The sequence below is a fragment of the Microbacterium sp. UBA7513 genome (assembly GCF_002478345.1).
GTDB lineage: Bacteria > Actinomycetota > Actinomycetes > Actinomycetales > Microbacteriaceae > Microbacterium.
In genome coordinates this window covers 105,610-125,315 of sequence record NZ_DLNJ01000002.1, presented here as the reverse complement: position 1 = coordinate 125,315, position 19,706 = coordinate 105,610, and the positions used below count along the sequence as shown (strand labels likewise).

Annotated in this window: 19 protein-coding genes and 1 pseudogene; 13 read left to right on the top strand and 7 right to left on the bottom strand. The window is 71.5% G+C overall.

Going from position 1 to position 19,706, the window contains the following annotated elements:
• Nucleotides 1-17: 17 nt before the first annotated feature.
• Nucleotides 18-1,451, bottom strand: a complete 1,434-nt coding sequence (locus B2W79_RS00720) for an MFS transporter (protein ID WP_292785995.1) — start codon at nt 1,449-1,451, stop codon at nt 18-20.
• Nucleotides 1,452-1,511: 60 nt separating this feature from the next.
• Between B2W79_RS00720 and B2W79_RS00715 the strand changes: the two genes are divergently transcribed.
• The gene (locus B2W79_RS00715; RefSeq protein WP_292785993.1) at nt 1,512-2,579 is read left to right on the top strand and encodes a threonine aldolase family protein; all 1,068 of its coding nucleotides are present in this window, start codon (nt 1,512-1,514) and stop codon (nt 2,577-2,579) included.
• 108 nt (nt 2,580-2,687) lie between these two features.
• On the opposite strand, the gene B2W79_RS00710 is transcribed toward B2W79_RS00715, so the two are convergent.
• Together B2W79_RS00710 and B2W79_RS00705 are read right to left on the bottom strand one after the other, a co-directional pair.
• Entirely contained in the window at nt 2,688-4,469 is a 1,782-nt protein-coding gene (locus tag B2W79_RS00710) for a hypothetical protein (RefSeq protein ID WP_292785991.1), read from the bottom strand.
• 209 nt (nt 4,470-4,678) lie between these two features.
• Complete coding sequence (locus B2W79_RS00705; RefSeq protein ID WP_071328996.1) at nt 4,679-5,284, bottom strand: DUF4916 domain-containing protein; 606 nt, start codon at nt 5,282-5,284, stop codon at nt 4,679-4,681.
• 65 nt (nt 5,285-5,349) lie between these two features.
• Here B2W79_RS00705 and B2W79_RS00700 point away from each other — a divergent pair, with 65 nt between their 5' ends.
• Nucleotides 5,350-6,030 (top strand): alpha/beta hydrolase, encoded by a 681-nt coding sequence (locus B2W79_RS00700; protein ID WP_071328997.1) that lies wholly within the window; start codon nt 5,350-5,352, stop codon nt 6,028-6,030.
• On the opposite strand, the gene B2W79_RS00695 is transcribed toward B2W79_RS00700, so the two are convergent.
• Nucleotides 6,003-6,272 carry a hypothetical protein gene (locus tag B2W79_RS00695; protein ID WP_292785988.1) on the bottom strand — a complete coding sequence of 90 codons (270 nt, stop codon included), beginning with the start codon at nt 6,270-6,272 and terminating at the stop codon, nt 6,003-6,005. The two genes, B2W79_RS00700 and B2W79_RS00695, sit on opposite strands and share 28 nt — an antisense overlap.
• Nucleotides 6,273-6,553: 281 nt before the next feature.
• Here B2W79_RS00695 and B2W79_RS00690 point away from each other — a divergent pair, with 281 nt between their 5' ends.
• The 7 genes from B2W79_RS00690 to B2W79_RS00660 all read left to right on the top strand — a co-directional run bounded on the left by B2W79_RS00690 (nt 6,554) and on the right by B2W79_RS00660 (nt 15,561).
• Nucleotides 6,554-8,182 (top strand): ABC-F family ATP-binding cassette domain-containing protein, encoded by a 1,629-nt coding sequence (locus B2W79_RS00690; RefSeq protein ID WP_292785986.1) that lies wholly within the window; start codon nt 6,554-6,556, stop codon nt 8,180-8,182.
• A gap of 150 nt (nt 8,183-8,332) precedes the next feature.
• Complete coding sequence (locus tag B2W79_RS00685) at nt 8,333-12,916, top strand: ATP-dependent helicase (protein WP_292785984.1); 4,584 nt, start codon at nt 8,333-8,335, stop codon at nt 12,914-12,916.
• 56 nt (nt 12,917-12,972) lie between these two features.
• Entirely contained in the window at nt 12,973-13,221 is a 249-nt protein-coding gene (locus tag B2W79_RS00680; protein WP_292785982.1) for a type II toxin-antitoxin system Phd/YefM family antitoxin, read from the top strand.
• Nucleotides 13,218-13,484, top strand: coding sequence for a Txe/YoeB family addiction module toxin (locus tag B2W79_RS00675; RefSeq protein WP_292785980.1), 267 nt, complete (start codon nt 13,218-13,220; stop codon nt 13,482-13,484). Before B2W79_RS00680 ends, B2W79_RS00675 begins: the two co-directional genes overlap by 4 nt.
• Before the next feature lie 20 nt (nt 13,485-13,504).
• Nucleotides 13,505-14,299, top strand: a complete 795-nt coding sequence (locus B2W79_RS00670; protein WP_292785978.1) for an EI24 domain-containing protein — start codon at nt 13,505-13,507, stop codon at nt 14,297-14,299.
• Nucleotides 14,299-15,072 (top strand): DNA-formamidopyrimidine glycosylase family protein, encoded by a 774-nt coding sequence (locus B2W79_RS00665; protein ID WP_292785976.1) that lies wholly within the window; start codon nt 14,299-14,301, stop codon nt 15,070-15,072. The genes B2W79_RS00670 and B2W79_RS00665 overlap by 1 nt, the downstream gene beginning before the upstream one ends.
• Nucleotides 15,073-15,153: 81 nt before the next feature.
• The gene (locus tag B2W79_RS00660) at nt 15,154-15,561 is read left to right on the top strand and encodes a DapH/DapD/GlmU-related protein (protein ID WP_071329005.1); all 408 of its coding nucleotides are present in this window, start codon (nt 15,154-15,156) and stop codon (nt 15,559-15,561) included.
• Nucleotides 15,562-15,567: 6 nt separating this feature from the next.
• Here the strand turns inward: B2W79_RS00660 and B2W79_RS00655 are convergent.
• A pseudogene (locus B2W79_RS00655) lies at nt 15,568-15,846 on the bottom strand (response regulator transcription factor); the annotation flags it as partial.
• A gap of 56 nt (nt 15,847-15,902) precedes the next feature.
• Here B2W79_RS00655 and B2W79_RS00650 point away from each other — a divergent pair.
• Genes B2W79_RS00650 through B2W79_RS00635 form a run of 4 tightly spaced genes read left to right on the top strand, consistent with a single transcriptional unit; the run spans nt 15,903 to nt 17,926 of the window.
• On the top strand, nt 15,903-16,178 hold the full coding sequence (locus tag B2W79_RS00650) for a hypothetical protein (protein WP_071329009.1): 276 nt from the start codon (nt 15,903-15,905) through the stop codon (nt 16,176-16,178).
• 10 nt (nt 16,179-16,188) lie between these two features.
• A complete protein-coding gene (locus B2W79_RS00645; protein WP_071329010.1) occupies nt 16,189-16,938 on the top strand; it encodes a LysR substrate-binding domain-containing protein in 750 nt (249 codons plus the stop codon).
• A gap of 40 nt (nt 16,939-16,978) precedes the next feature.
• Entirely contained in the window at nt 16,979-17,695 is a 717-nt protein-coding gene (locus B2W79_RS00640) for a glutamine amidotransferase-related protein (protein ID WP_292785971.1), read from the top strand.
• Nucleotides 17,696-17,740: 45 nt separating this feature from the next.
• Nucleotides 17,741-17,926 carry a hypothetical protein gene (locus tag B2W79_RS00635; protein ID WP_292785969.1) on the top strand — a complete coding sequence of 62 codons (186 nt, stop codon included), beginning with the start codon at nt 17,741-17,743 and terminating at the stop codon, nt 17,924-17,926.
• A gap of 78 nt (nt 17,927-18,004) precedes the next feature.
• Here the strand turns inward: B2W79_RS00635 and B2W79_RS00630 are convergent, their stop codons facing one another.
• Entirely contained in the window at nt 18,005-18,475 is a 471-nt protein-coding gene (locus B2W79_RS00630; protein WP_292785967.1) for a glutaminase, read from the bottom strand.
• Nucleotides 18,472-19,686, bottom strand: coding sequence for a cation:proton antiporter (locus B2W79_RS00625; RefSeq protein WP_071329014.1), 1,215 nt, complete (start codon nt 19,684-19,686; stop codon nt 18,472-18,474). Before B2W79_RS00625 ends, B2W79_RS00630 begins: the two co-directional genes overlap by 4 nt.
• Nucleotides 19,687-19,706 lie beyond the last annotated feature (20 nt).

The following is a 19,706-nucleotide window of genomic DNA, read 5'->3' as shown; positions in this document are numbered from 1 at the left end:
TCCCGCTCGTCGGACGATCACCGGGGCTCGGGCGGTATGCCGGGGACGATCGGCGGGGCGTCACGGAACGTGTGCGGGCCGTCGCCCGCTTCGTCCACGGCGTCGGCTGCGGGTTCGGGAGCCTCCTCCGGAGCCGGATCGGGGGCGGTCGCGTACAGCTCGGTGAGGGTGCGGTACGACCGGGTGAAGAAGGCAAGGGTCGCGGCCACCACCATGATCAGCCCCGCGAAGAGGCAGATCAGCGCGATGCCGCGCGCCTCACCTTCGCCGAGGAGCCACCCCCACTGCCGCTGCCCCTGCGCGCTGTCCATGTACGGGATCACGAGGAACTCGGCGATCGGGGCGATGAGGAACGCGGTGATCGGGGCCGCCGCCGCCTCCATCGCGGCCGCGGTGCCGAACACCCGTCCCTGGCGCGCGAACGGGACGACCTTCTGGATCACGGTCTGCTCCGCGGCCTCGACGGGCGGCACGAGCGCCATGTACACCCACATGCCGAGGACGTACAGCGGCCACCATTCGCGCAGCATGAAGATCGCCCCGAGGAGTCCCATCGCGATCACGATGAGCAGCATCGTGCGCACGGGCTTCCTGCCGAGGCCGAACTTGGCCACCAGTCCCCCGCCGATCAGGAATCCGGTCGACGCGAAGGCCAGGGCGAACCCCCACATCTGCGCGTCGAACAGCGTGAGCCCGTACGGATCCATGAGCGCCATGTAGACGCCGCCGATGAGGTTGTTGAAGGTCGAGAAGACGATGAGCGCGAACAGTCCGGGCGCCTGGCGGATGGCCTGGACGCTGCCGCGGACGTCGACGGCGCTCTTCGCCTCCGGATCGACCTCGGGCTCGGACTCCGGGATCCGGATGAACAGCAGGTGCGCGAAGGTGAGGGCCATCGCCACGATCGCGATCCCCAGGGTCCACCCCATGCCGAGGAAGCCGATGGAGAGGCCGGAGAAGACGCTCGTGACGAGGAAGGCGAGCCCCTGCACCGTGCCGACGAGACCGTTGGCGTTGGCGCGCTTCTCCTCCGGCACCAGCAGCGTCACCGTGGTGGACAGCGCGATGTTGCGGAGCTGCTCGATCACCCCGCCGAACAGGATGACGCCGGAGAACAGCCAGAACCACGGCCCGCCGAGGTCGAGCAGGGAGGCCTCGGGCTGCCACAGGTAGAGAACGCCCGCGACGAGGAACGCCGCCGCCGAGATGACGCTCGACAGGAGCATGACGCGGTGCTTGCGATGACGGTCGACGATGGTGCCGAACACCATCGCGAAGAACGCGACGAACAGCATGTAGGCACCGCCGATGATGCCCGTGGCCAGCACCGACCGGGTCTCGATGTAGACCCAGAAGGTGAGGGCGAACCACAGGAAGCTCGTCGTGACGTTGGCGATCAACGTGTTGACGAGGACGTTCGCGAAAGCGGTCTTCGCCGCACTGCGTTCCATGGGTTCGAGGGTAGAGCGGGCCTCGGACATCCGGTAGGGGAAGGCGATTAGGCTTGTCCGGTGAGCATCCCGCACGACCCCGCCATCCGGGGCTTCGCCAGTGACAACTACTCCGGCATCCACCCCGAGGTCCTGGCGGCCCTCGCGGCCGCGAACGGGGGCCATCAGGTGGCCTACGGCGAGGACGCCTACACCGCCCGCCTGCAGGAGGTGTTCCAGGCGCACTTCGGCGACACCGCCGCCGCGTTCCCCGTGTTCAACGGCACCGGCGCGAACGTCACCGGCCTGCAGTCGATGCTGCCGCGCTGGGGGGCCGTGATCGCGGCCTCGACCGCGCACATCAACGTCGACGAGGGCGGAGCGCCGGAGAAGATCGGCGGCTTCAAGCTCCTCACCGTCCCCACCGACGACGGCAAGCTCACCCCCGAGCTCATCGACCGCGAGGCCTGGGGCTGGGGCGACGAGCACCGCGCACAGCCGCTCGTGGTCTCGATCACGCAGTCCACCGAGCTCGGCACGCTGTACACCGCGGAAGAGATCCGCACGATCGCAGATCACGTCCACGCGCGCGGCATGAAGCTGCACGTCGATGGCGCGCGCCTGTCGAACGCGGCCGCCGCCCTGGATCTGCCGCTGCGGGCGTTCACGACCGACGCCGGGGTGGACGTGCTGACCTTCGGCGGCACGAAGAACGGCGCCATGCTCGGCGAGGCCATCGTCGTGCTGAACCCGGACGCCGCCGTGGGCCTCAACTACGCGCGCAAGTTCAACATGCAGCTCTCGTCGAAGATGCGCTTCGTCTCGGCGCAGCTCATCGCGCTGCTCGACGGCGACCTCTGGCTGCGCAACGCCCGGCATGCCAACGCCATGGCGGCCCGGCTCCGCGGGCGGATCGAGGACGGTCTCGCCGACGGATCGATCGTCGGGGTGGAGTTCACGCAGCCGACGCAGGCGAACGGCGTGTTCGCGACCCTGCCCGAGGGCATCGCCGATCAGCTCCGCGACGTGTTCCGCTTCTACGACTGGGACGCCGCCCGCCGCGAGGTGCGCTGGATGTGCGGTTTCGACACCGAGGAGTCCGACGTCGACGCCTTCGTCGACGCCCTCGCCCGCCTCACCCGCCCCTGATCGCCCACGCCTGACGCCCCGAGACCCCGGGTTCGCGCCGAGACCCCGGGGTGCTCGCGGGTCTACGCCGGGGTGTGGGCGAGACCCGGGGTCTGGGCGGAGGGTCGTCTACCGCTTCGACTTGCGGTAGCCGGCCTTGACGGCGGCGCTCTCCGTGGAGAAGCACACCTCGGGCTTGGTCTTCGCGTAGTACGCCCCGCTCCGCACGTGGTAGATCATCGACTGCGCGTTGCCCTTGATGGGAGCCCAGGCAGGGCAGTTCCAGGTCGAGATCGGCTTGGTGCGCCCCGGATAGACGACGGCGGCCGTCCGAGCCGATGTGCGCGCGGCGGAGATGTAGCCGCTCTTCGTTCCGGTGACGCGGACTGTGATCCTCGCCTTCACCATGGCCGGGGTGACGACGAGCGTCGAGCCGGTCGCCCGTGAGATGGCCCGGCCATTGAGATACCACTGGTAGCTCAGCCGGGTGCCGCTGGTCCAGGTATACGGCACGGCGGTGAGGCGAGAGCCCACGATCGCCGATCCGGTGATCCGAGGCGTCGGTGCGGACAGGATCCCCTTCACCGCGGCCGTCGGCTTCGAGCGCCGTGATGCGGCGGCGTACCCGGCTTTGGTCCCGGAGACGACGACCGTCACCGTCTTCACGGCCGCCGCCGACGGGAGCGTGAACGAGGCTGCGGTGGCTCGGGCGACAGCGGCGCCGTTGATGTACCACTGATACGTCAGCCGTGTTCCCGTCGTCCAGGTTCCTGTCCGGACCTTGAGGGTCTGCCCGACGGTCGGCGTACCGGTGATCGACGGCGTCGGCGCGACGAGCGGGCGGAGCACGGCAGCCGTCGCGGCGGAGGCGACCGTCACTGAGGAGAAGGCGGCCTTCTTCCCGGTCACCTGAACGGTGATGCGCGTCCCCGCGTGCGCCGTCGTCAGCGCGAGGGAGGAGGCTGTCGCCTTGCTGATCGCCTTTCCGTTCGCGTACCACTGGTAGCTGAGCGCGGCCCCCGCGGTCCAAGCCCCCGGGAGCGCTCGAAGGGTCTGCCCGACGACAGGCGTACCGCTGATCGTGGGCACCGAGGTCTCCATGCGGTGCAGCGCCTCGAGTGCGGCATCGATCCCCGGCCGCGCCTCCCCTGCAGCCAGCACGAGCGGCCGCGCCTTCTCGAATCGAGGTGCGTCCTGCCACCACTCCGAGACCGCGCCCGCGACCGAGGACACGAAAGCGACGCGATACTCGCCCGCCGGCAGCCCGCCGACGGCGAAGGTACCGGCGTCCGTCACGACGTTGGCAGCGGCGACTGCGGCCCCCGCTCCGGCCACCGGGTAGACGGCGACGACGACCCGCTGTCCGGTGATGTCCACGCCCGCCGGCGCGGTGACGCGCCCGGAGACGAGGGCGGAGCGCTCCAGCAGCACGTCCCGCACGACCCCGTCGGGCCCCACGGACACGAGCTCGCCGCTCTGCGGACCACCCTGATCGAAGACGGCGCGTCCCTCCGACACCACACCGAGGACGACGTCACCCTGCGGGACGCGCAGGGTGTAAGACCCATCGATCACGGCGGCGGCCGCGAGCGGGGAACCGGCGTCCGCCCCCGGCGCATAGGCCGCGACGAACGTCCGTCCCGTGCGCAGATCGGTGCCGTCCGGGAACGTGACCCGTCCGGTGACGGTGGCGGTGCCCGCCGGATCCGCCTCACCGGGATCGGCGGCAGCGACCTTCGCGGCCGCTTCCACCGCCGCGGGAAGCGCTTCGGCGACCCCGGGGAAGGCGGGGTCGGGCGCAACCGTCGCCGTGGCGGGTGCCGCGACGAAGACGAGCCCGGAGGCGAGGACTGCAGCGGCGACCGTGACGGCCAGCGCGCGGAGGGTGCGGAGTGAAGCGGCGAACGCCATGGGCATCCTTCGGGACGGACGCGGTCGACGACCGCGCGGATCAGGGCGTTCTGAGCAGATCACCTTCGTCATGAATACAGGGTCCCTGGCTCGGAAGACAAGCCGGACCTTGCGCCGAGACCCCGGGTTCTCGCCCAGACCCTGCCCTATGCGCGCGCCGTAGCCGGGGTCTCGACGCGAACCCGGGGTCTCGGGGAGAAGGACGAGCGTCAGCGGAGAAGGCCGAGGCTGGCGAGCGCGTGGCGGATGAGGGTGCCGCGGCCGCCCTCCATCTCGGCGGCGACGGCGTCGGAGGCGGCGGCCTCGGGCGAGAACCATGTCACCTCGAGGGCGTCCTGGCGCGGCTCGCACGTCCCGGTCACGGGCACCACGAAGGCGAGGGAGACGGCGTGCTGACGGTCGTCGTGATACGCGCTCACCCCCGGGATCGGGAAGTACTCGGCCACCGTGAACGGCAGCGGCTGCGGCGGAAGGAGCGGGAAGGCCATGGGGCCGAGGTCGTTCTCGACGTGGCGGAACAGCGCGTCGCGGATCGTCTCGCCGAAGCGCACGCGGCCCGACACGATCGTGCGTGTGATCTCGCCGAGCGGGGTGGACCGCAGCAGCACGCCGATCTCGGTGACCTGACCGGAGCCGTCGGTGCGCACGGGGATCGCCTCGACGTAGAGCATCGGGAGGTGGCGCCGCGCCTCTTCCAGCTCGATGTCGCTCAGCCAGCCCGGGTTCGCATCCGGCGCCGGCGGGTTCGCATCGCGGAACGAACCGAGGCCCTCGTCTTCGGGCTCCGGCTCCGGATCGGGTGTGCGCACCGCCATGCCTCCTTTCTACCAGCCGTCCTCGCCGATGGCAGCACCGGCGCGAGCCCTGGCAGGATGACGATGTGACCGAGAACCTGACGATCGACGCTGCCGCGACGCGCTGGTCGCCCACCGACCGCGCCGGGCTCCCGCTGCTCGTGCTGCTGCACGGGTACGGCGCCGACGAGCACGACCTCTTCGGCCTCGTCCCGTATCTCCCCGCCGGCATCGCCGTGGCCTCCGTCGCCGCACCGCTCGCCCCACCGTGGCCGACGCCCGGTCGCTCCTGGTACCCGATCGAGGGGCTCGACGGACGCAGCTCCACCGCCGTCACCCTCGCGGCGGAGGCGTTCCTGCGCTGGCTCGACGACGCCGCGGCGGACGCGCCGTCAGTGGCGCTGCTCGGGTTCTCCCAGGGCGCCGCGGTGTCGCTCCAGGCGCTGCGGCTGGCCCCCGAACGGTTCGGCGCGGTCGTCGCGCTGAGCGGGTACGCCGCCCCGGACGCCCTCCCCGGAGATGCGCACCTCGCGGAGGTCAGCCCCCCGGTGTTCTGGGGCCGCGGTTCGCACGACGACGTCATCCCCGCGCCGCTGATCGCCCACACGGCGCAATGGCTCCCCGCGCACACGTCCCTCTCCGGTCGCGTCTACAGCGGACTGACCCACAGCATCTCCGAGGAGGAGCTCGGCGACGTGCACCGGTTCCTCACGACCTGGGTCGAGGGGATCGACGCGGATCAGGCGGAGGGGTCCCGGCCGTCCTGAGCGCCGTCTGCGGAGTCCGGGTCATCGGCATCGCCTTCCGCCGAGTCTCCCCTGCCGCCCCCGGAACCGCGGAACGCCACGGACAGGGCGACGCCGATCGCGAGACCGATCCCGATGCCCAGGATCCAGTTGCCCAGCGCCATCCCCATCGAGACGCCGATGGCCACGCCGAGCGCGAGACCGATGCCGAGGCCCGTCCGTGCGCGCATCTCGTCGGGACTGGGGTTCCGATCGTCTGCCATGCCTCCACGGTACGAGCCGTCCCGCGGCCCCGCATCCCCCGCGCGACGGAGCGGCGACACGCCCGGGAGTTGCGCGGCGTGACACGCCCGGGTATCGTCGTGGCGTCCTGTCCGCCGTGTCTGGAAGTCCTTTGATCTGAATCGTCGCCTCCGCGCCCCTCTTCTCGCGCGCTGACCCGACGATCGCCGACTCCCCGGCAGACGCCCTCCTCCGCTTCCGTGACTCCACGGTCCGAAGGGCTCGGTGTCAGTGCACCCTCGCACTCGACAGGAGACACCCCATGTCACAGCCCTCTTCCTCGCACGCCGCCGTCGTCCTCGACCGCCTCTCCCTCACCTGGCCCGACGGCACGGTCGCCCTCGACGGCGTGTCCGGAGCCTTCGGTGCCGGACGCACGGGACTGGTCGGCCGCAACGGCGCCGGCAAGTCCACGCTGCTCCGGCTGATCGCCGGGGAGCTCTCCCCCACCTCCGGAATCCTCAGCACCTCGGGCGAGGTCGCCTTCCTCCCCCAGCAGCTCACACTCGACGTGGACCGCCGGGTGTCCGACCTCCTCGGGGTGTCGGCAGCCCTCGATGCCGTGCGGGCCATCACCGCCGGTGACGTCGACCCCGCGCACTTCGACGCGGTCGGCGACGACTGGGACATCGAGGCGCGAGCGGAGGCCTCCCTCGCGGAGGCCGGGCTCGCCCCCGCATTCCTCGACCGCACGGTCGGCGAGCTGTCCGGAGGGGAGGCCGTGCTCGTCGCGATCGCCGGCATCCGGCTTAGGCGAGCCCCGGTCACCCTCCTCGACGAGCCGACGAACAACCTCGACCGCGACGCCAGAGCGGCCCTCGCCGCGATGGTGCAGTCCTGGAAGGGCACGCTCATCGTCGTGAGCCACGACCTCGCTCTGCTCGAGCTCATGGACGACACCGCCGAGCTGTACGGACGGAACCTCTCCGTGTTCGGCGGCCCCTACTCCGAGTGGCGCGCGTGGCTGGACGCGGAGCAGGACGCGGCGAAGCAGGCCGAGGTCGCCGCCGCCCAGGTGCTCCGCAAGGAGAAGCGCCAGCGGATCGAGGCCGAGGTCAAGCTCGCCCACCGGGCCCGGACCGCCAAGAAGGCCGAGGTCGAGAAGCGCGTCCCGAAGATCGTCGCACACGGTCGCAAGATGGCCGCCGAGGTATCCGCGGGGAGGCTGCGCACCGAGGTCGGCGCGAAGGAGGACGCGGCCCGCGCGGCACACGACGCAGCGGGGCGACGGGTCCGCTCCGACGCCTCGATGAAGATCGAGCTGCCGGACCCCGACGTGTCGCGGAGCCGGCGGATCGCCGAGCTCGGCGGGCCGGATCGGTCCTGGGTGATCCAGGGTCCGGAGCGTGTGGCCCTGATCGGCCGCAACGGCGCCGGAAAGACGACGCTGCTGGAACGGCTGGTCTCCGGCGTCACGCCCGACTCCGGAGGACGCGCGCCGGAACGTCCGGAACTGCGGGTGGAGGCGCTCACCGACCGGATCGGCTACCTGCCACAGCGGGTGGACGGTCTCGACGAGGGCCTGTCCGTGTTCGAGAACGTGGCCGCCGCGGCACCCCAGGTCCCGGAGAAGGAGCTCCGCAACCGGCTCGCCCGGTTCCTCATCCGAGGCGGGACGACCGACCGCCCGGTGTCGGCGCTCTCCGGCGGGGAGAGGTTCCGGGTCGCCCTGGCCCGACTGCTCCTCACGGATCCGGCTCCGCACCTCGTCGTCCTCGACGAGCCGACGAACAACCTCGACCTCGACACGGTCGACCAGCTCGTCGAGGCGCTGCGGGCGTACCGCGGGGCGGTGCTCGTCGTGAGCCACGACGACGCCTTCCTCGCCCGACTCGACCTCGACCTCACCCTCGAGATCGATGCCGACGACGGGTTGCGGGAGGTCGGGTGACCCCATCCCTCGTTCCGTCTGCACGACCTGGGTCCGCCCGCACGACCGAACCACGGTTCCGGTCGTGCGGGCGGAACGAGGTCGTGCGGGCGAAACAGGGGGCTGTCAAGGTCCGGGCCGGATGTCGGTGGGGTCGGGAATGATGGAGGCATGAGCGACGTGCTCGACCGCTTCGCCCCGGCCACACAGGACTGGTTCCGGGGTGCCTTCACCGCCCCCACGCCGGCACAGGCGGGCGCGTGGGAGGCGATCTCCGCCGGCAAGCACGCCCTCGTCGTCGCCCCGACCGGGTCCGGCAAGACGCTGTCGGCGTTCCTCTGGGCGATCGACAGCGTGTTCCGCGAGCGCGCCGACCTCCCGGAGGAGCCGAAGAAGGACGGGTCGCGCACGCGGATCCTCTATATCTCGCCGCTCAAGGCTCTCGGCGTGGACGTGGAGCGCAACCTGCGCTCCCCCCTCATCGGCATCGGGCAGTCCGCGCGGCGACTCGGTCTCACCGCCCCCGGCATCACGGTGGGCGTCCGTTCCGGTGACACCACGTCGAGCGATCGCCGCAAGCTCGTGTCCGATCCGCCCGACATCCTCATCACGACGCCCGAGTCGCTGTACCTCATGCTCACGAGCCGGGCCGGCGACACCCTGCGCGACGTGCACACGGTCATCATCGACGAGGTGCACGCAGTCGCCGCCACCAAGCGCGGCGCGCACCTCGCGGTGAGCCTGGAGCGCCTCGATGCCCTCCGCCGGTCCCACGGCGCGGAGACCGCAGCGCAGCGCATCGGCCTCTCGGCCACCGTCCGCCCGATCGACGAGGTCGCGCGCTTCCTCGGCGGCGCCGACCCGGTCGAGATCGTCGCTCCCCCGGCATCGAAGACCTTCGAGCTCGGCGTCGTCGTGCCGATGGACGACATGACCAACCCGCCACCGCCGCCCGGGGCGCCGCCGGAAGCCCCGGCGATCGATGCGGAGTACACCGAGGTCACCGGCTCGGTGTGGCCGCATGTCGAGGAGGCGATCGTCGACCGCATCCTCCAGAACAACTCGACCATCGTCTTCGCGAACTCCCGCCGCCTCGCCGAACGGCTGACCGGACGGCTGAACGAGATCTATGCGGAGCGGATCGGGGTCGCTCTTCCGGAGCCGACCGTGCCCGCCGCGATGATGGCACAGGCGGGGTCGACCGCCGGCGCCGATCCCGTGCTCGCCAAGGCTCACCACGGCTCGGTGTCGAAGGAGCAGCGCGCGCAGGTCGAGGAGGAGCTGAAGTCGGGGGTGCTCCGCTGTGTGGTCGCCACGAGCAGCCTGGAGCTCGGCATCGACATGGGTGCCGTCGACCTCGTGATCCAGGTCGAGGCACCGCCGTCCGCGGCCTCCGGGCTCCAGCGCGTGGGACGGGCCGGGCACCAGGTCGGCGAGATCAGCCGCGCGGCCCTGTTCCCGAAGCACCGGGGCGACGTGCTGCACACGGCGATCGTGACGGAGCGGATGCTCGCGGGGAAGATCGAGGCCATCCAGGTGCCGCGGAACCCGCTCGACATCCTCGCCCAGCAGACCGTCGCGGCCAGCGCCCTCGGAGCGATCAGCGTCGAGGAGTGGTTCGAGACCGTCCGCCGTTCCGCCCCGTTCCAGTCGCTCCCCCGCTCCGCGTACGAGGCCACGCTCGACCTGCTGGCCGGCCGCTTCCCCTCCGACGAGTTCGCCGAGCTGCGCCCGCGCCTCGTCTGGGATCGCGACGCCGGCACGCTCACGGGCCGCCCGGGGGCACAGCGGATCGCGGTCACCAGCGGCGGCACCATCCCCGACCGGGGACTCTTCGGCGTCTTCGTGGCCGGCGAGTCCACGGGTGCCCGGGTGGGCGAGCTCGACGAGGAGATGGTCTACGAGTCCCGGGTCGGCGACGTGTTCACCCTGGGCACCACGAGCTGGCGCATCGCCGAGATCACCCACGACCGGGTCAACGTCATCCCCGCCTACGGCCAGCCCGGCAAGGTGCCGTTCTGGCACGGCGACGGCATCGGCCGCCCGTTCGAGCTGGGCGAGGCGCTCGGGGCGTTCTCCCGCGAGGTGTCCGCCGCGAAGCCGGAGAAGGCGGAGCAGCGGCTCATCGCGGCCGGTCTCGACGAGCAGGCGCGCGCCAACCTCCTCGCGCATCTCTCCGAGCAGCGGGAGGCCACGGGCACCCTGCCGACGGACCGTACGCTCACCGTGGAGCGAGGACACGACGAAGTCGGCGACTGGCGCGTCATCCTGCATTCCCCGTACGGCATGAAGGTGCATGCGCCGTGGGCGCTCGCCATCAATGCGCGGGTGCGGGAGCGTCTCGGCGTCGAGGGCTCCGCGGTGGCGAGCGACGACGGCATCATCGTGCGCATCCCCGACGCCGAGTCGGAGCCGCCCGGGGCGGAGCTCTTCGTGTTCGACCCGGACGAGCTGGAGCAGCTCGTCACGCAGGAGGTCGGCGGCTCGGCACTGTTCGCCTCGCGGTTCCGCGAGTGCGCCGCGCGGGCGCTGCTCATGCCTCGCACGAATCCCAACCGCCGCACGCCGCTGTGGCAGCAGCGCCAGCGCTCGGCCCAGCTCCTCGAGGTCGCACGCCGGCACCCGACGTTCCCCGTGATCCTGGAGACCCTGCGCGAGGTGCTGCAGGACGTCTACGACCTGCCCTCGCTGCGGAAGCTCGCGACGAGCATCGCCGACCGCCGCATCCGCCTCGTCGAGACCCAGCCGGGGCAGCCGTCGCCGTTCGCGCGCGACCTGCTCTTCGGCTACGTCGGCGCTTTCATGTACGAGGGCGACTCGCCGCTGGCCGAGCGCCGAGCGGCCGCCCTGTCCGTCGATCCCGCGCTGCTCGGCGAGCTCCTGGGCACGGTCGAGCTGCGCGAGCTCCTCGACCCCGACGTCATCGCGCAGTTCGAGCGCGAGGCCCAGCGCCTCGACCCGGAGCGTCGGGCGCGCGGCCTTGAGGGCGTCGCCGACCTGCTCCGGCTGCTCGGCCCCCTCGACGCCGACGAGGTGGCGGCACGCCTCGATCCGGAGTCCACCAACGGAGCGACCGCGGCGACGCTGCTCGACGACCTCGTCACCGCGCGGAGGGCCATCCCCGTCACGATCGCCGGGGTGTCCAGGGTCGCCGCGATCGAAGACGCCGGGCGCTTGCGTGACGCTCTCGGAGCGGCCCTGCCGACCGGCATCCCCGTGGCCTTCCTCGAGCCCTTGGCGGATCCTCTGGGCGACCTCGTGGCCCGTCATGCCCGCACCCACGGGCCGTTCACCACCGCAGCCGTCGCCGAGCGCTTCGGTCTCGGTACCGCGGTCGCCCGGCACACCCTGCAGCGCCTGGAGACGAACGGCCGCCTCACGAGCGGGTACTTCCTCCCCACCGCGGCCGGCAGCGGGGACGACATCGAGTGGTGCGACACCGAGGTGCTGCGGCGGCTGCGCATGCGGTCACTCGCGGCGATCCGCGGGTCCGTCGAGCCGGTCTCCCCGGAGGCCTACGCGCGGTTCCTTCCGGACTGGCAGCACCTCGGTCGACCCCTGGAGGGCATCGACGGCGTGCTCACCGTGATCGAGCAGTTCGCCGGCGTCCCCATCCCCGCCAGCGCCTGGGAGTCGCTCGTCCTGCCGTCGCGGGTGCGCGACTACAGCCCGGCGATGCTCGACGAGCTCACGGCCGCGGGCGAGGTGATCTGGTCCGGACACGGCACGCTCCCCGGGCGCGACGGGTGGGTTTCGCTGCACCCGGCCGATCTCGCCCCGTTCACCCTGCCCGATCCGGACGCGGAGATCGCCGCGGAGTCGCTGGAGGCACGTCTCCTCGCGGCCCTCGCGGCGGGCGGCGCGTACTTCGCCGCGCAGCTCAAGGAGATGACCGGCGCCGAGAACGAGCAGTCGGTGCTGGAGGCCCTGTGGTCGCTGACCTGGTCCGGGCACGTCACCAACGACACGTTCGCGCCGATCCGCTCGCTGCTGACCGGGGGCTCCCAGGCCCATAAGGTCAAGCGCCGGGCTCCGCGTGCGCGCACCTATCGCGGCATGTCGCTCACGCGGACCGCTCCGCGCCCGACCTCCATCGGCGGTCGCTGGTCGCTGCTCCCCGAGGTCGAGACCGATCCGGCGCGGCGCGCGACCGTCACCGCCGGACTGCTCCTCGACCGCTACGGCGTGGTCACCCGCGGGGCCGTGCAGTCGGAGGGCGTCCCGGGCGGTTTCGCGCAGGCGTACCGCGTGCTGGCCGGGTTCGAGGAGGCGGGGCACTGCCGCCGCGGCTACGTGATCGAGAAGCTCGGCGCCGCGCAGTTCGCCGCCTCCGCCACGGTCGACCGTCTCCGCACGTACGCCGGCCTCGCCGACCCACCACCGCGGAAAGCCGTCACCCTGGCGGCCACCGACCCGGCGAACCCGTACGGCGCGGCGCTCGGGTGGCCGAAGCTCGAGGGCGTGTCGCATCGACCCGGCCGCAAGGCCGGGGGCCTCGTGGTGCTCGTCGACGGTGCCCTCGTCTTGTCACTCGAGCGCGGCGGACGAACCGTGCTGTGCTTCACGGACGACGAGGAGGTCCTGCAGGCCGCCGCCGCCGACCTCGCGACGACAGCCAGGGACCGCCGCCTCGACACCCTCACCGTCGAGAAGGTGAACGGCGAGGGGGTCTACGGCACGATCCTCGGGCGGGCTCTGCAGGAGGCGGGCTTCGTGCAGACGCCGCGCGGCTTCACGCTCCGCAAAGCCGTCTGACCCGGACTCACCACGACCACGAGTGGTACCATATTCCGTACCAGAAGGGGAACAACATGGCCATCACGACGAGCGAAGCGCGACGCGATCTCTTCGGCCTGATCGAGCGGGTGAACCAGGATCACAACGAGGTCGAGATCACGTCCCGCCGCGGCAGCGCCATCCTCATGTCCAAGGCGGAGTACGACTCCCTGGTGGAGACGAGTTATCTGCTGCGCTCGCCCGCGAACGCCCGGCGACTCCTCAGCGCCCTGGCCGCGGTCCACGACGGCGACGTCTCGGAGCACGACCTCGACGAGGCATGACTGTTCGACTTCTCGTCTGGACCCCCCAGGGGTGGGAGGACTACGTCCACTGGCAGACCGAGGACCGGCGCACTCTCAAACGGATCAACCTCCTGATCGCCGACACCCTCCGCGACGATCCCTTCCAGGGGATCGGAAAGCCCGAGCCCCTCAAGCACGCTCTCGCCGGCGCGTGGTCACGGCGCATCGATGAAGCTCATCGCCTCGTCTACACGGCGACCGATCGCCACGTGACCATCCTGCAAGCCCGCTACCACTACTGACCCACCCCTACCCTGGAGCCATGATCCGAGAGTTCGCCGCCGGCGTCCGCACCCTGTTCCGCGGGTTCGGCGTATGGCGCACCCGCCCAGGGCTGATGGCGCTCGGGCTCGTCCCCGCGATCATCGCGCTCGTGCTCCTCGCCGCCGTCCTCGTGCCGCTGATCCTGTCGCTGCCCTCGCTGTCCGCCTGGCTCACCCCCTTCGCCGACGGATGGGTGGAGCCCTGGCGCGGGTTCCTGCGGACCGCGGTCAGCCTCGTGGTGGTCGCCGCCGCGCTCGCGCTGGCCAGTTCGGTGTTCAGCGCCCTCACCCTCACGATCGGCGACCCGTTCTACCAGCGGATCTGGCACGCCGTGGAGAAGGATCTCGGCGACCCGCCCCCCGCCGACGGCGGCAGCTTCTGGACCACCGTGGGCGAGGGGCTCCGGCTCGTCGTGCTCGGCATCCTCATCGCCGTGCTCGTGCTGCTCATCGGCCTCGTTCCCGGGGTGGGCGGCGTCCTCGGCGCGGTGTCCGGCGTGGTCCTCACGGGCCGCCTGCTCGCGCGGGAGCTGACCGGGCGCGCCTTCGACGCCCGGGATCTCAGCCCCGCCGCCCGCGCCGCGCTGTTCTCGGGCAGTCGCGCCCGTGTGCTGGGCTTCGGCGTCGCCACCCAGCTCTGCTTCCTCATCCCGGGCGGCGCGGTCGCCGTGATGCCGGCCGCGGTCGCGGGAAGCACGATGCTGGCACGCGACATGCAGGTCCGCACCCCGCTCGCCGTCGCTGCCCCCGCACCGACCCCGGGACCGCGCGACCGCACACCCGGGGTCGCCTGATGCCCGAGGGCGATACCGTCTTCCGCACGGCCCGCCGTCTGGACGAGGCCCTCGCGGGCGGGGAGGTGACCCGCTTCGACCTCCGTGTTCCGCGCTACGCGACCCTCGATCTCACCGGGCAGCGTGTGCAGGGCGTGGTCCCCCGCGGGAAGCACCTTCTGCTGCGGATCGGCGAGAGCACGCTGCATTCGCATCTGCGCATGGACGGCGCCTGGTTCGTGTACCGGCCGGGTGAGAAGTGGAGGCATCCGGCCTTCAAGGTGCGGGCGATCGTCGGCACGGCCGAACGCGAGGCCGTGGGCGTGGACATCGCCGACATCGAAGTCGTCGCCACCCGCGATGAAGACGACCTCGTCGGCTACCTCGGTCCCGATCCCCTCGCCGCCGACTGGGACCCGATCGAGGCCGCGCGACGACTCGGCGCCGACACCCGGGCCATCCACGTCGCCCTCCTCGATCAGCGCAACGTCGCGGGCTTCGGCAACGAGTACGCGGCAGAGCTCCTGTTCCTCCGCGGAATCCTGCCGACCACGCCGACTCCGGAGGTCGACGTCGCCGCCCTGCTCGACCTGGGCGTGCGGACCATCCGCGCGAACCGCGACCGCCGCAACCGCACCTTCACCGGCATCGATCGTCCGGGCCAGGCGACGTGGGTCTACGGACGCGCTGGACGCCCCTGCCGACGCTGCGGAACGCTCATCCGCCGCGGGGAGCTGGGGGCCGATCCGACCCGCGAGCGGATCACGTTCTGGTGCCCTCGATGCCAGCGTTGAGCCGTATCCATCCGCGGGAATGAATCTCCCCCTCCCGTGGTTGTTGATATATCCGGAGAACTCCGGAGCACGGGAGGAATCGTGGGCAAGAACTACGTCGACATCGAGAACGACCACGGAGCGACGCTGCGGTACCGCAAGCACGCCAACGGTCGCGGTCTCGTCGCGCATGGCGCCAAGGTGCATCCGAAGGCGCACATCGAGGCGGGAGCCTACATCGAACCGGGAGCACGCGTCGGGGCGGGGGCCGTCATCGCCCGCGGTGCGTGGGTGGACGAGGATGCCGTGATCGGCGAGGGCGCGTACATCGACGCCCACGCGCACGTCGGGCAGGGCGCAGCGATCGGCGATCACGCGCACGTCGGCGTCCGCACCGACATCGGCGCCGGGGCCCGCATCGTGCGGGGCGCCCGCATCGGCGACGACGAGACGGTCGCGGCGGGACTCACCGTCGCCACCGATCAGAAGGGCCTCTGGCTGGCGGCCTGACCGCCCTCAGAGCAGGCGCCGCTCCGACGCCCAGGCGGTGAGCTCGTGGCGGGAGGAGAGCTGTAGCTTGCGCAGCACTGACGACACGTGCGTCTCGACGGTCTTGATCGAGATGAAGAGGGCTGCGGCGACCTCTTTGTACGCGTAGCCGCGGGCGATCAGCCGCATCACCTCCTGCTCGCGCGAGGAGAGGCGGTCGAGTTCGTCCGTCGCGGTGGCGGTCTCGCCGGCGACGGCGCCGAACGCGTCGAGCACGAATCCCGCGAGCCGCGGCGAGAACACCGCGACCAGGCGAGCGGCCTCATCGTCGTGACCCTGCAGGAGCCCGAGGAGGGCCAGGAATGAGCACCGAGAGCATCACCGCACCCCGGGTGCGCTGGGCAGCCGTCATCTGGGGCACGACCTTCGCCGCGGTCGCCGCAGGGGCGCTGTGGTTCCTCGCCGACGCGGATCGCCGCGCCGCGCTGGCCGACGGCGTGGGGACGATGACTCCCGCCACCCTGCTCACGATCGTGCTCCTCGCCGCGGGGGCCCTGTTCCTCGTGGGCGGTGTCGCCGGACTGGTCCGGCGGACCCAGCGGAGCTCCCCCACCGAGGACTCGGAAGACGCCGAGTAGCCTGGATCCCATGGCGCACCAGGGACGACGGCCCGCGAAGGGCTCCGGCAAGGGCTCACCCGCCCACCGGGGCCGTGCCGCGGGCGGCGGCTCACGCCAGGGGAAGCCGGCTCCGCGTCGCACACCCCGCGCCGAGAAGGTCGTGTTCGACGCTCCGACTGCCGCACCCGAGGAGCCGCGGACGTTCCGCCTCGGCGCCGTGCCCGGAGCGACCCCGGGCAAGTGGATCGACACGTGGAAGCGGCGCCTGCCCCAGGTGGCCCTCGAACTCGTGCCGATCGAGGTCGCCGGGCAGCGAGAGGCGCTCGACGATCTCGACGCCGCCCTCGTGCGGCTGCCGCTCACCGACGACGCCCTGCACGTCATCCCGCTGTACGACGAGGTCCCGGTAGTGATCACGTCGACTGACTCCCACCTGCTCGCCGCCGATGAGCTGACGGCGGCCGACCTCGACGGCGAAGTGGTGCTCCCGCTGTCCGACGATGTGCTCGGACCGCTGGCTCTGCCCGGCACCGCCCCCGCCCGCGTCGGACAGCTGTCCACGGCGGATGCGATCGCCACCGCGGCGACCGGGGTGGGCGTGGTCATCGTGCCCATGTCGCTCGCCCGTCTGCACCACCGGAAGGACGCCGACTACCGGGTCCTCGCCGACGGCCCGGTCTCGACCGTGGCCCTCGCCTGGCCGCGCGACCGGACCACGCCCGACGTCGAGACGTTCATCGGGATCGTCCGAGGACGCACCGCGAACTCCTCCCGCTGAGCCGTCGGGCCGGGACGCTCCCCCTCGTTAGAATCGCCTGATGGCCTCGCTTCTCTACGTCTGCGTGCGACCCGAGACCGGGGCGGCGGACGCCGAGCACGCCTCGTTCCGGCGGGCGCTCGGAGTCGACGTGGTCGATCGTCTCGACCTGCTGCACGAGCCGCTGACCGAAGCCCACCTCGACCGCTACCGTGGCGTCGTCGTCGGCGGTTCTCCCTTCAACGTCACCGATGTCGAGAAGACCCCGGTGCAGCGGCGGGTGGAGGCCGATCTGGAGACGCTCGCCCGCGCCGCACGGGAACAGCGGATCGCCGCGTTCTTCACCTGCTTCAGCATCGGGGTGCTCACCCGGCTCCTCGGCGGCGAGGTCGTGACGACCATGCCGGAGCCGGCGAGCGCGACGGTCATCGACACGACAACGGAGGGCGCCGTCGATCCCGTGTTCGGCCCATCCGGTCCGGCACTCACCGTGTTCACTGCGCACAAGGAGAGTGCCGCGGCGAACCCGCCCGGGGCCGTGCTGCTCGCCACCAACGCGACCTGCCCCGTGCAGGCCTACCGGGTGGGCACCCACCTGTACGCCGCGCAGTTCCATCCCGAGCCGACGCCGCGCGACTTCGCCGATCGGATGACGTTCTATCGCACGACGGGGTACTTCGATCCGGCGCAGTTCGACGCGGTGCAGCAGGAGGTCCTCGCGGCCTCGGTCACCGAGGGTGCCGCCCTGCTCCGCCGCTTCGCCGAGCTGTTCGGCTGAGCGACACCCGGCGCGTGGAGGTGGCGTCGACGGCAGAATGCAGAGATGAAGTCTGTATGGATCGTGTTCGACGACGAGGATGACGCTGGCATCTACGGCGTCTTCGACAACCGCGAAGACGCGGATACCTATGCCGATGAGGTCAGTCACATGTCCTCGAATGGCATGAAGATTGCGGATTTTCCGGCGCCATGGCGCCTGACGGACAGGGCCACTCGCATAGAGATCTGACACCTTGCGGTGGGTCGGAGCGCATGTGCTCGCTCTTACAGACGAGGCGACGGTCGACGCCGAGATGTTCGGCGGAGATCAGGCCAGGGCATCGCCGCGGAGCAGCGGGATGCGCTCGCGCAGGTAGGCCCCCAGCGGCATGAACCCGCCCGCCTGACTCCAGCGCACCGACGGCACGCCGTCGATGAGCGCGAGCGGACCGGAGGATCCTCCCGCGTCCACCGCGTCGACGTCGATCACGCTCCAGCCGACGTGCACGACATCCCCCTCGTGGAAGCCGCCGCGGAGGGCCAGCGCGCGACGCTCGGCCCGTGCCCGCGCGGACTCGGCGGTGTATCCCCGCCGTCCGGGGTCGGCGGCTCGCAGCACCTCCGCCGTCGCCAGCGCATGTGTGTCCGTAATCAGGAGAACGCCGAGGTGCCAGGCCTCGCCGACACGGACGATCCGACGCCCGCGCCAGCGCGAGTCCTTCTCCTCGCCGAGGCCCTCGCGGGGTGCGCCGGCGAGCTCCTGCACGGCCTGGGTCAATAGGGCGGAGGCGGTGGTCACAGCTCCCCCAGCGTGGTCTGGTCGGCGAGGCGCGGGCCGGCGACCTGCGCCCGATCGCCACGCAGCGTCATCCCGATCAGCGGGTACAGGAGCACCGACAGCATGCCCGCCCCGACCAGCGCGGCCGCGGTCCCGGAATCGAGCATGTCCTGATCCACGCCGATCGCGGTGACCGCGACGATGATCGGCAGCCCGGTGGCCGCGAGCAGGCCGAGCGCGGCGCGGTCACGTCCGCTCGCGCCCGCCGGGGCGGAGAGCTGCGCAGCCGACCCGCGGATCACCAGGAGCGCCAGCAGGAACACCGGCACCAGCGACATCGCCGAGGGAGACGTCAGCAGCGCCTGCAGGTCGAAGGTCACACCCGTGTAGAGGAAGAACACCGGGACGAGGAAGCCGAACGCGAGCCCCTCGATCTTGCTCTCGACCTCCGCCGCATCCTTCTCGGGCGCCCGCGCCATGATGATGCGCCAGATGGCCCCCGCGACGAAGGCGCCGAGGAGCATGTCCAGGTCGAGCATCACGCTGAGGCCGACGAGGGCCGCGATGAGGAGGATCACGAAACGCACCCCGAACTGGTCGGAGGTGTGCAGGGTCGCGCGCACGATGCCGTGCAGGCGCCCGTGCGGCACCCGGTGCGCGACGACGACGGCGAGGCCCGCCAGCACGACGAAGGTCAGCAGCACCGCAGTAGCCAGCGGTGTCGTCCGGGTGCTCAGGAAGATCGAGATCGCGATCAGCGGCAGGAACTCCCCCACGGCGCCGATGGTGCTGATGGCACGGCCGAACGGGGTGTCCAGCTCCTTCGCATCGCGCAGGATCGGCATCAGCGTGCCGAGAGCGGTCGAGCTCAACGCGATCCCGATGACGACCATCCCCTCGCCCGGGGCGAAGAAGAAACCGAGCCCGATGCCCAGCAGCACGCTGAGCAGCCAGCCCAGCGACGCCCGGGCCAGGGGCTTCCCGGCCACCTGGCGGAAGTCGATCTCGGAGCCGGCGACGAAGAACAGCACGGCCAGGCCGAAGTCGCTGAGCTTCTCCAGGAGGGGCCCTGGCTCCACCCAGCCGAACACGGCGGGACCGACGAGGATCCCGAGGACGAGCTCGAACACGACGATCGGCACCCGGACGAGCGGACGGACGCCGCGTGCGAGAAGCGGTGCGGCCACCGCCAGCAGCGGGATCAGCACCAGTCCGACGTCGCTCGCATCCACGGTCTCAGGGTAGCGACGCC

Excerpts from the sequence above, each read along its gene's own strand:
- B2W79_RS00650 (WP_071329009.1), top strand. The coding sequence starts at position 15,903 with ATGAGCACCGAGAGCATCACCGCACCCCGGGTGCGCTGGGCAGCCGTC.
- B2W79_RS00690 (WP_292785986.1), top strand. The coding sequence starts at position 6,554 with ATGTCACAGCCCTCTTCCTCGCACGCCGCCGTCGTCCTCGACCGCCTC.
- B2W79_RS00705 (WP_071328996.1), bottom strand. The coding sequence starts at position 5,284 with ATGGCGGTGCGCACACCCGATCCGGAGCCGGAGCCCGAAGACGAGGGC.
- B2W79_RS00645 (WP_071329010.1), top strand. The coding sequence starts at position 16,189 with ATGGCGCACCAGGGACGACGGCCCGCGAAGGGCTCCGGCAAGGGCTCA.
- B2W79_RS00695 (WP_292785988.1), bottom strand. The coding sequence starts at position 6,272 with ATGGCAGACGATCGGAACCCCAGTCCCGACGAGATGCGCGCACGGACG.
- B2W79_RS00710 (WP_292785991.1), bottom strand. The coding sequence starts at position 4,469 with ATGGCGTTCGCCGCTTCACTCCGCACCCTCCGCGCGCTGGCCGTCACG.
- B2W79_RS00675 (WP_292785980.1), top strand. The coding sequence starts at position 13,218 with ATGACTGTTCGACTTCTCGTCTGGACCCCCCAGGGGTGGGAGGACTAC.
- B2W79_RS00720 (WP_292785995.1), bottom strand. The coding sequence starts at position 1,451 with ATGGAACGCAGTGCGGCGAAGACCGCTTTCGCGAACGTCCTCGTCAAC.
- B2W79_RS00680 (WP_292785982.1), top strand. The coding sequence starts at position 12,973 with ATGGCCATCACGACGAGCGAAGCGCGACGCGATCTCTTCGGCCTGATC.
- B2W79_RS00685 (WP_292785984.1), top strand. The coding sequence starts at position 8,333 with ATGAGCGACGTGCTCGACCGCTTCGCCCCGGCCACACAGGACTGGTTC.
- B2W79_RS00640 (WP_292785971.1), top strand. The coding sequence starts at position 16,979 with ATGGCCTCGCTTCTCTACGTCTGCGTGCGACCCGAGACCGGGGCGGCG.
- B2W79_RS00635 (WP_292785969.1), top strand. The coding sequence starts at position 17,741 with ATGAAGTCTGTATGGATCGTGTTCGACGACGAGGATGACGCTGGCATC.
- B2W79_RS00670 (WP_292785978.1), top strand. The coding sequence starts at position 13,505 with ATGATCCGAGAGTTCGCCGCCGGCGTCCGCACCCTGTTCCGCGGGTTC.
- B2W79_RS00665 (WP_292785976.1), top strand. The coding sequence starts at position 14,299 with ATGCCCGAGGGCGATACCGTCTTCCGCACGGCCCGCCGTCTGGACGAG.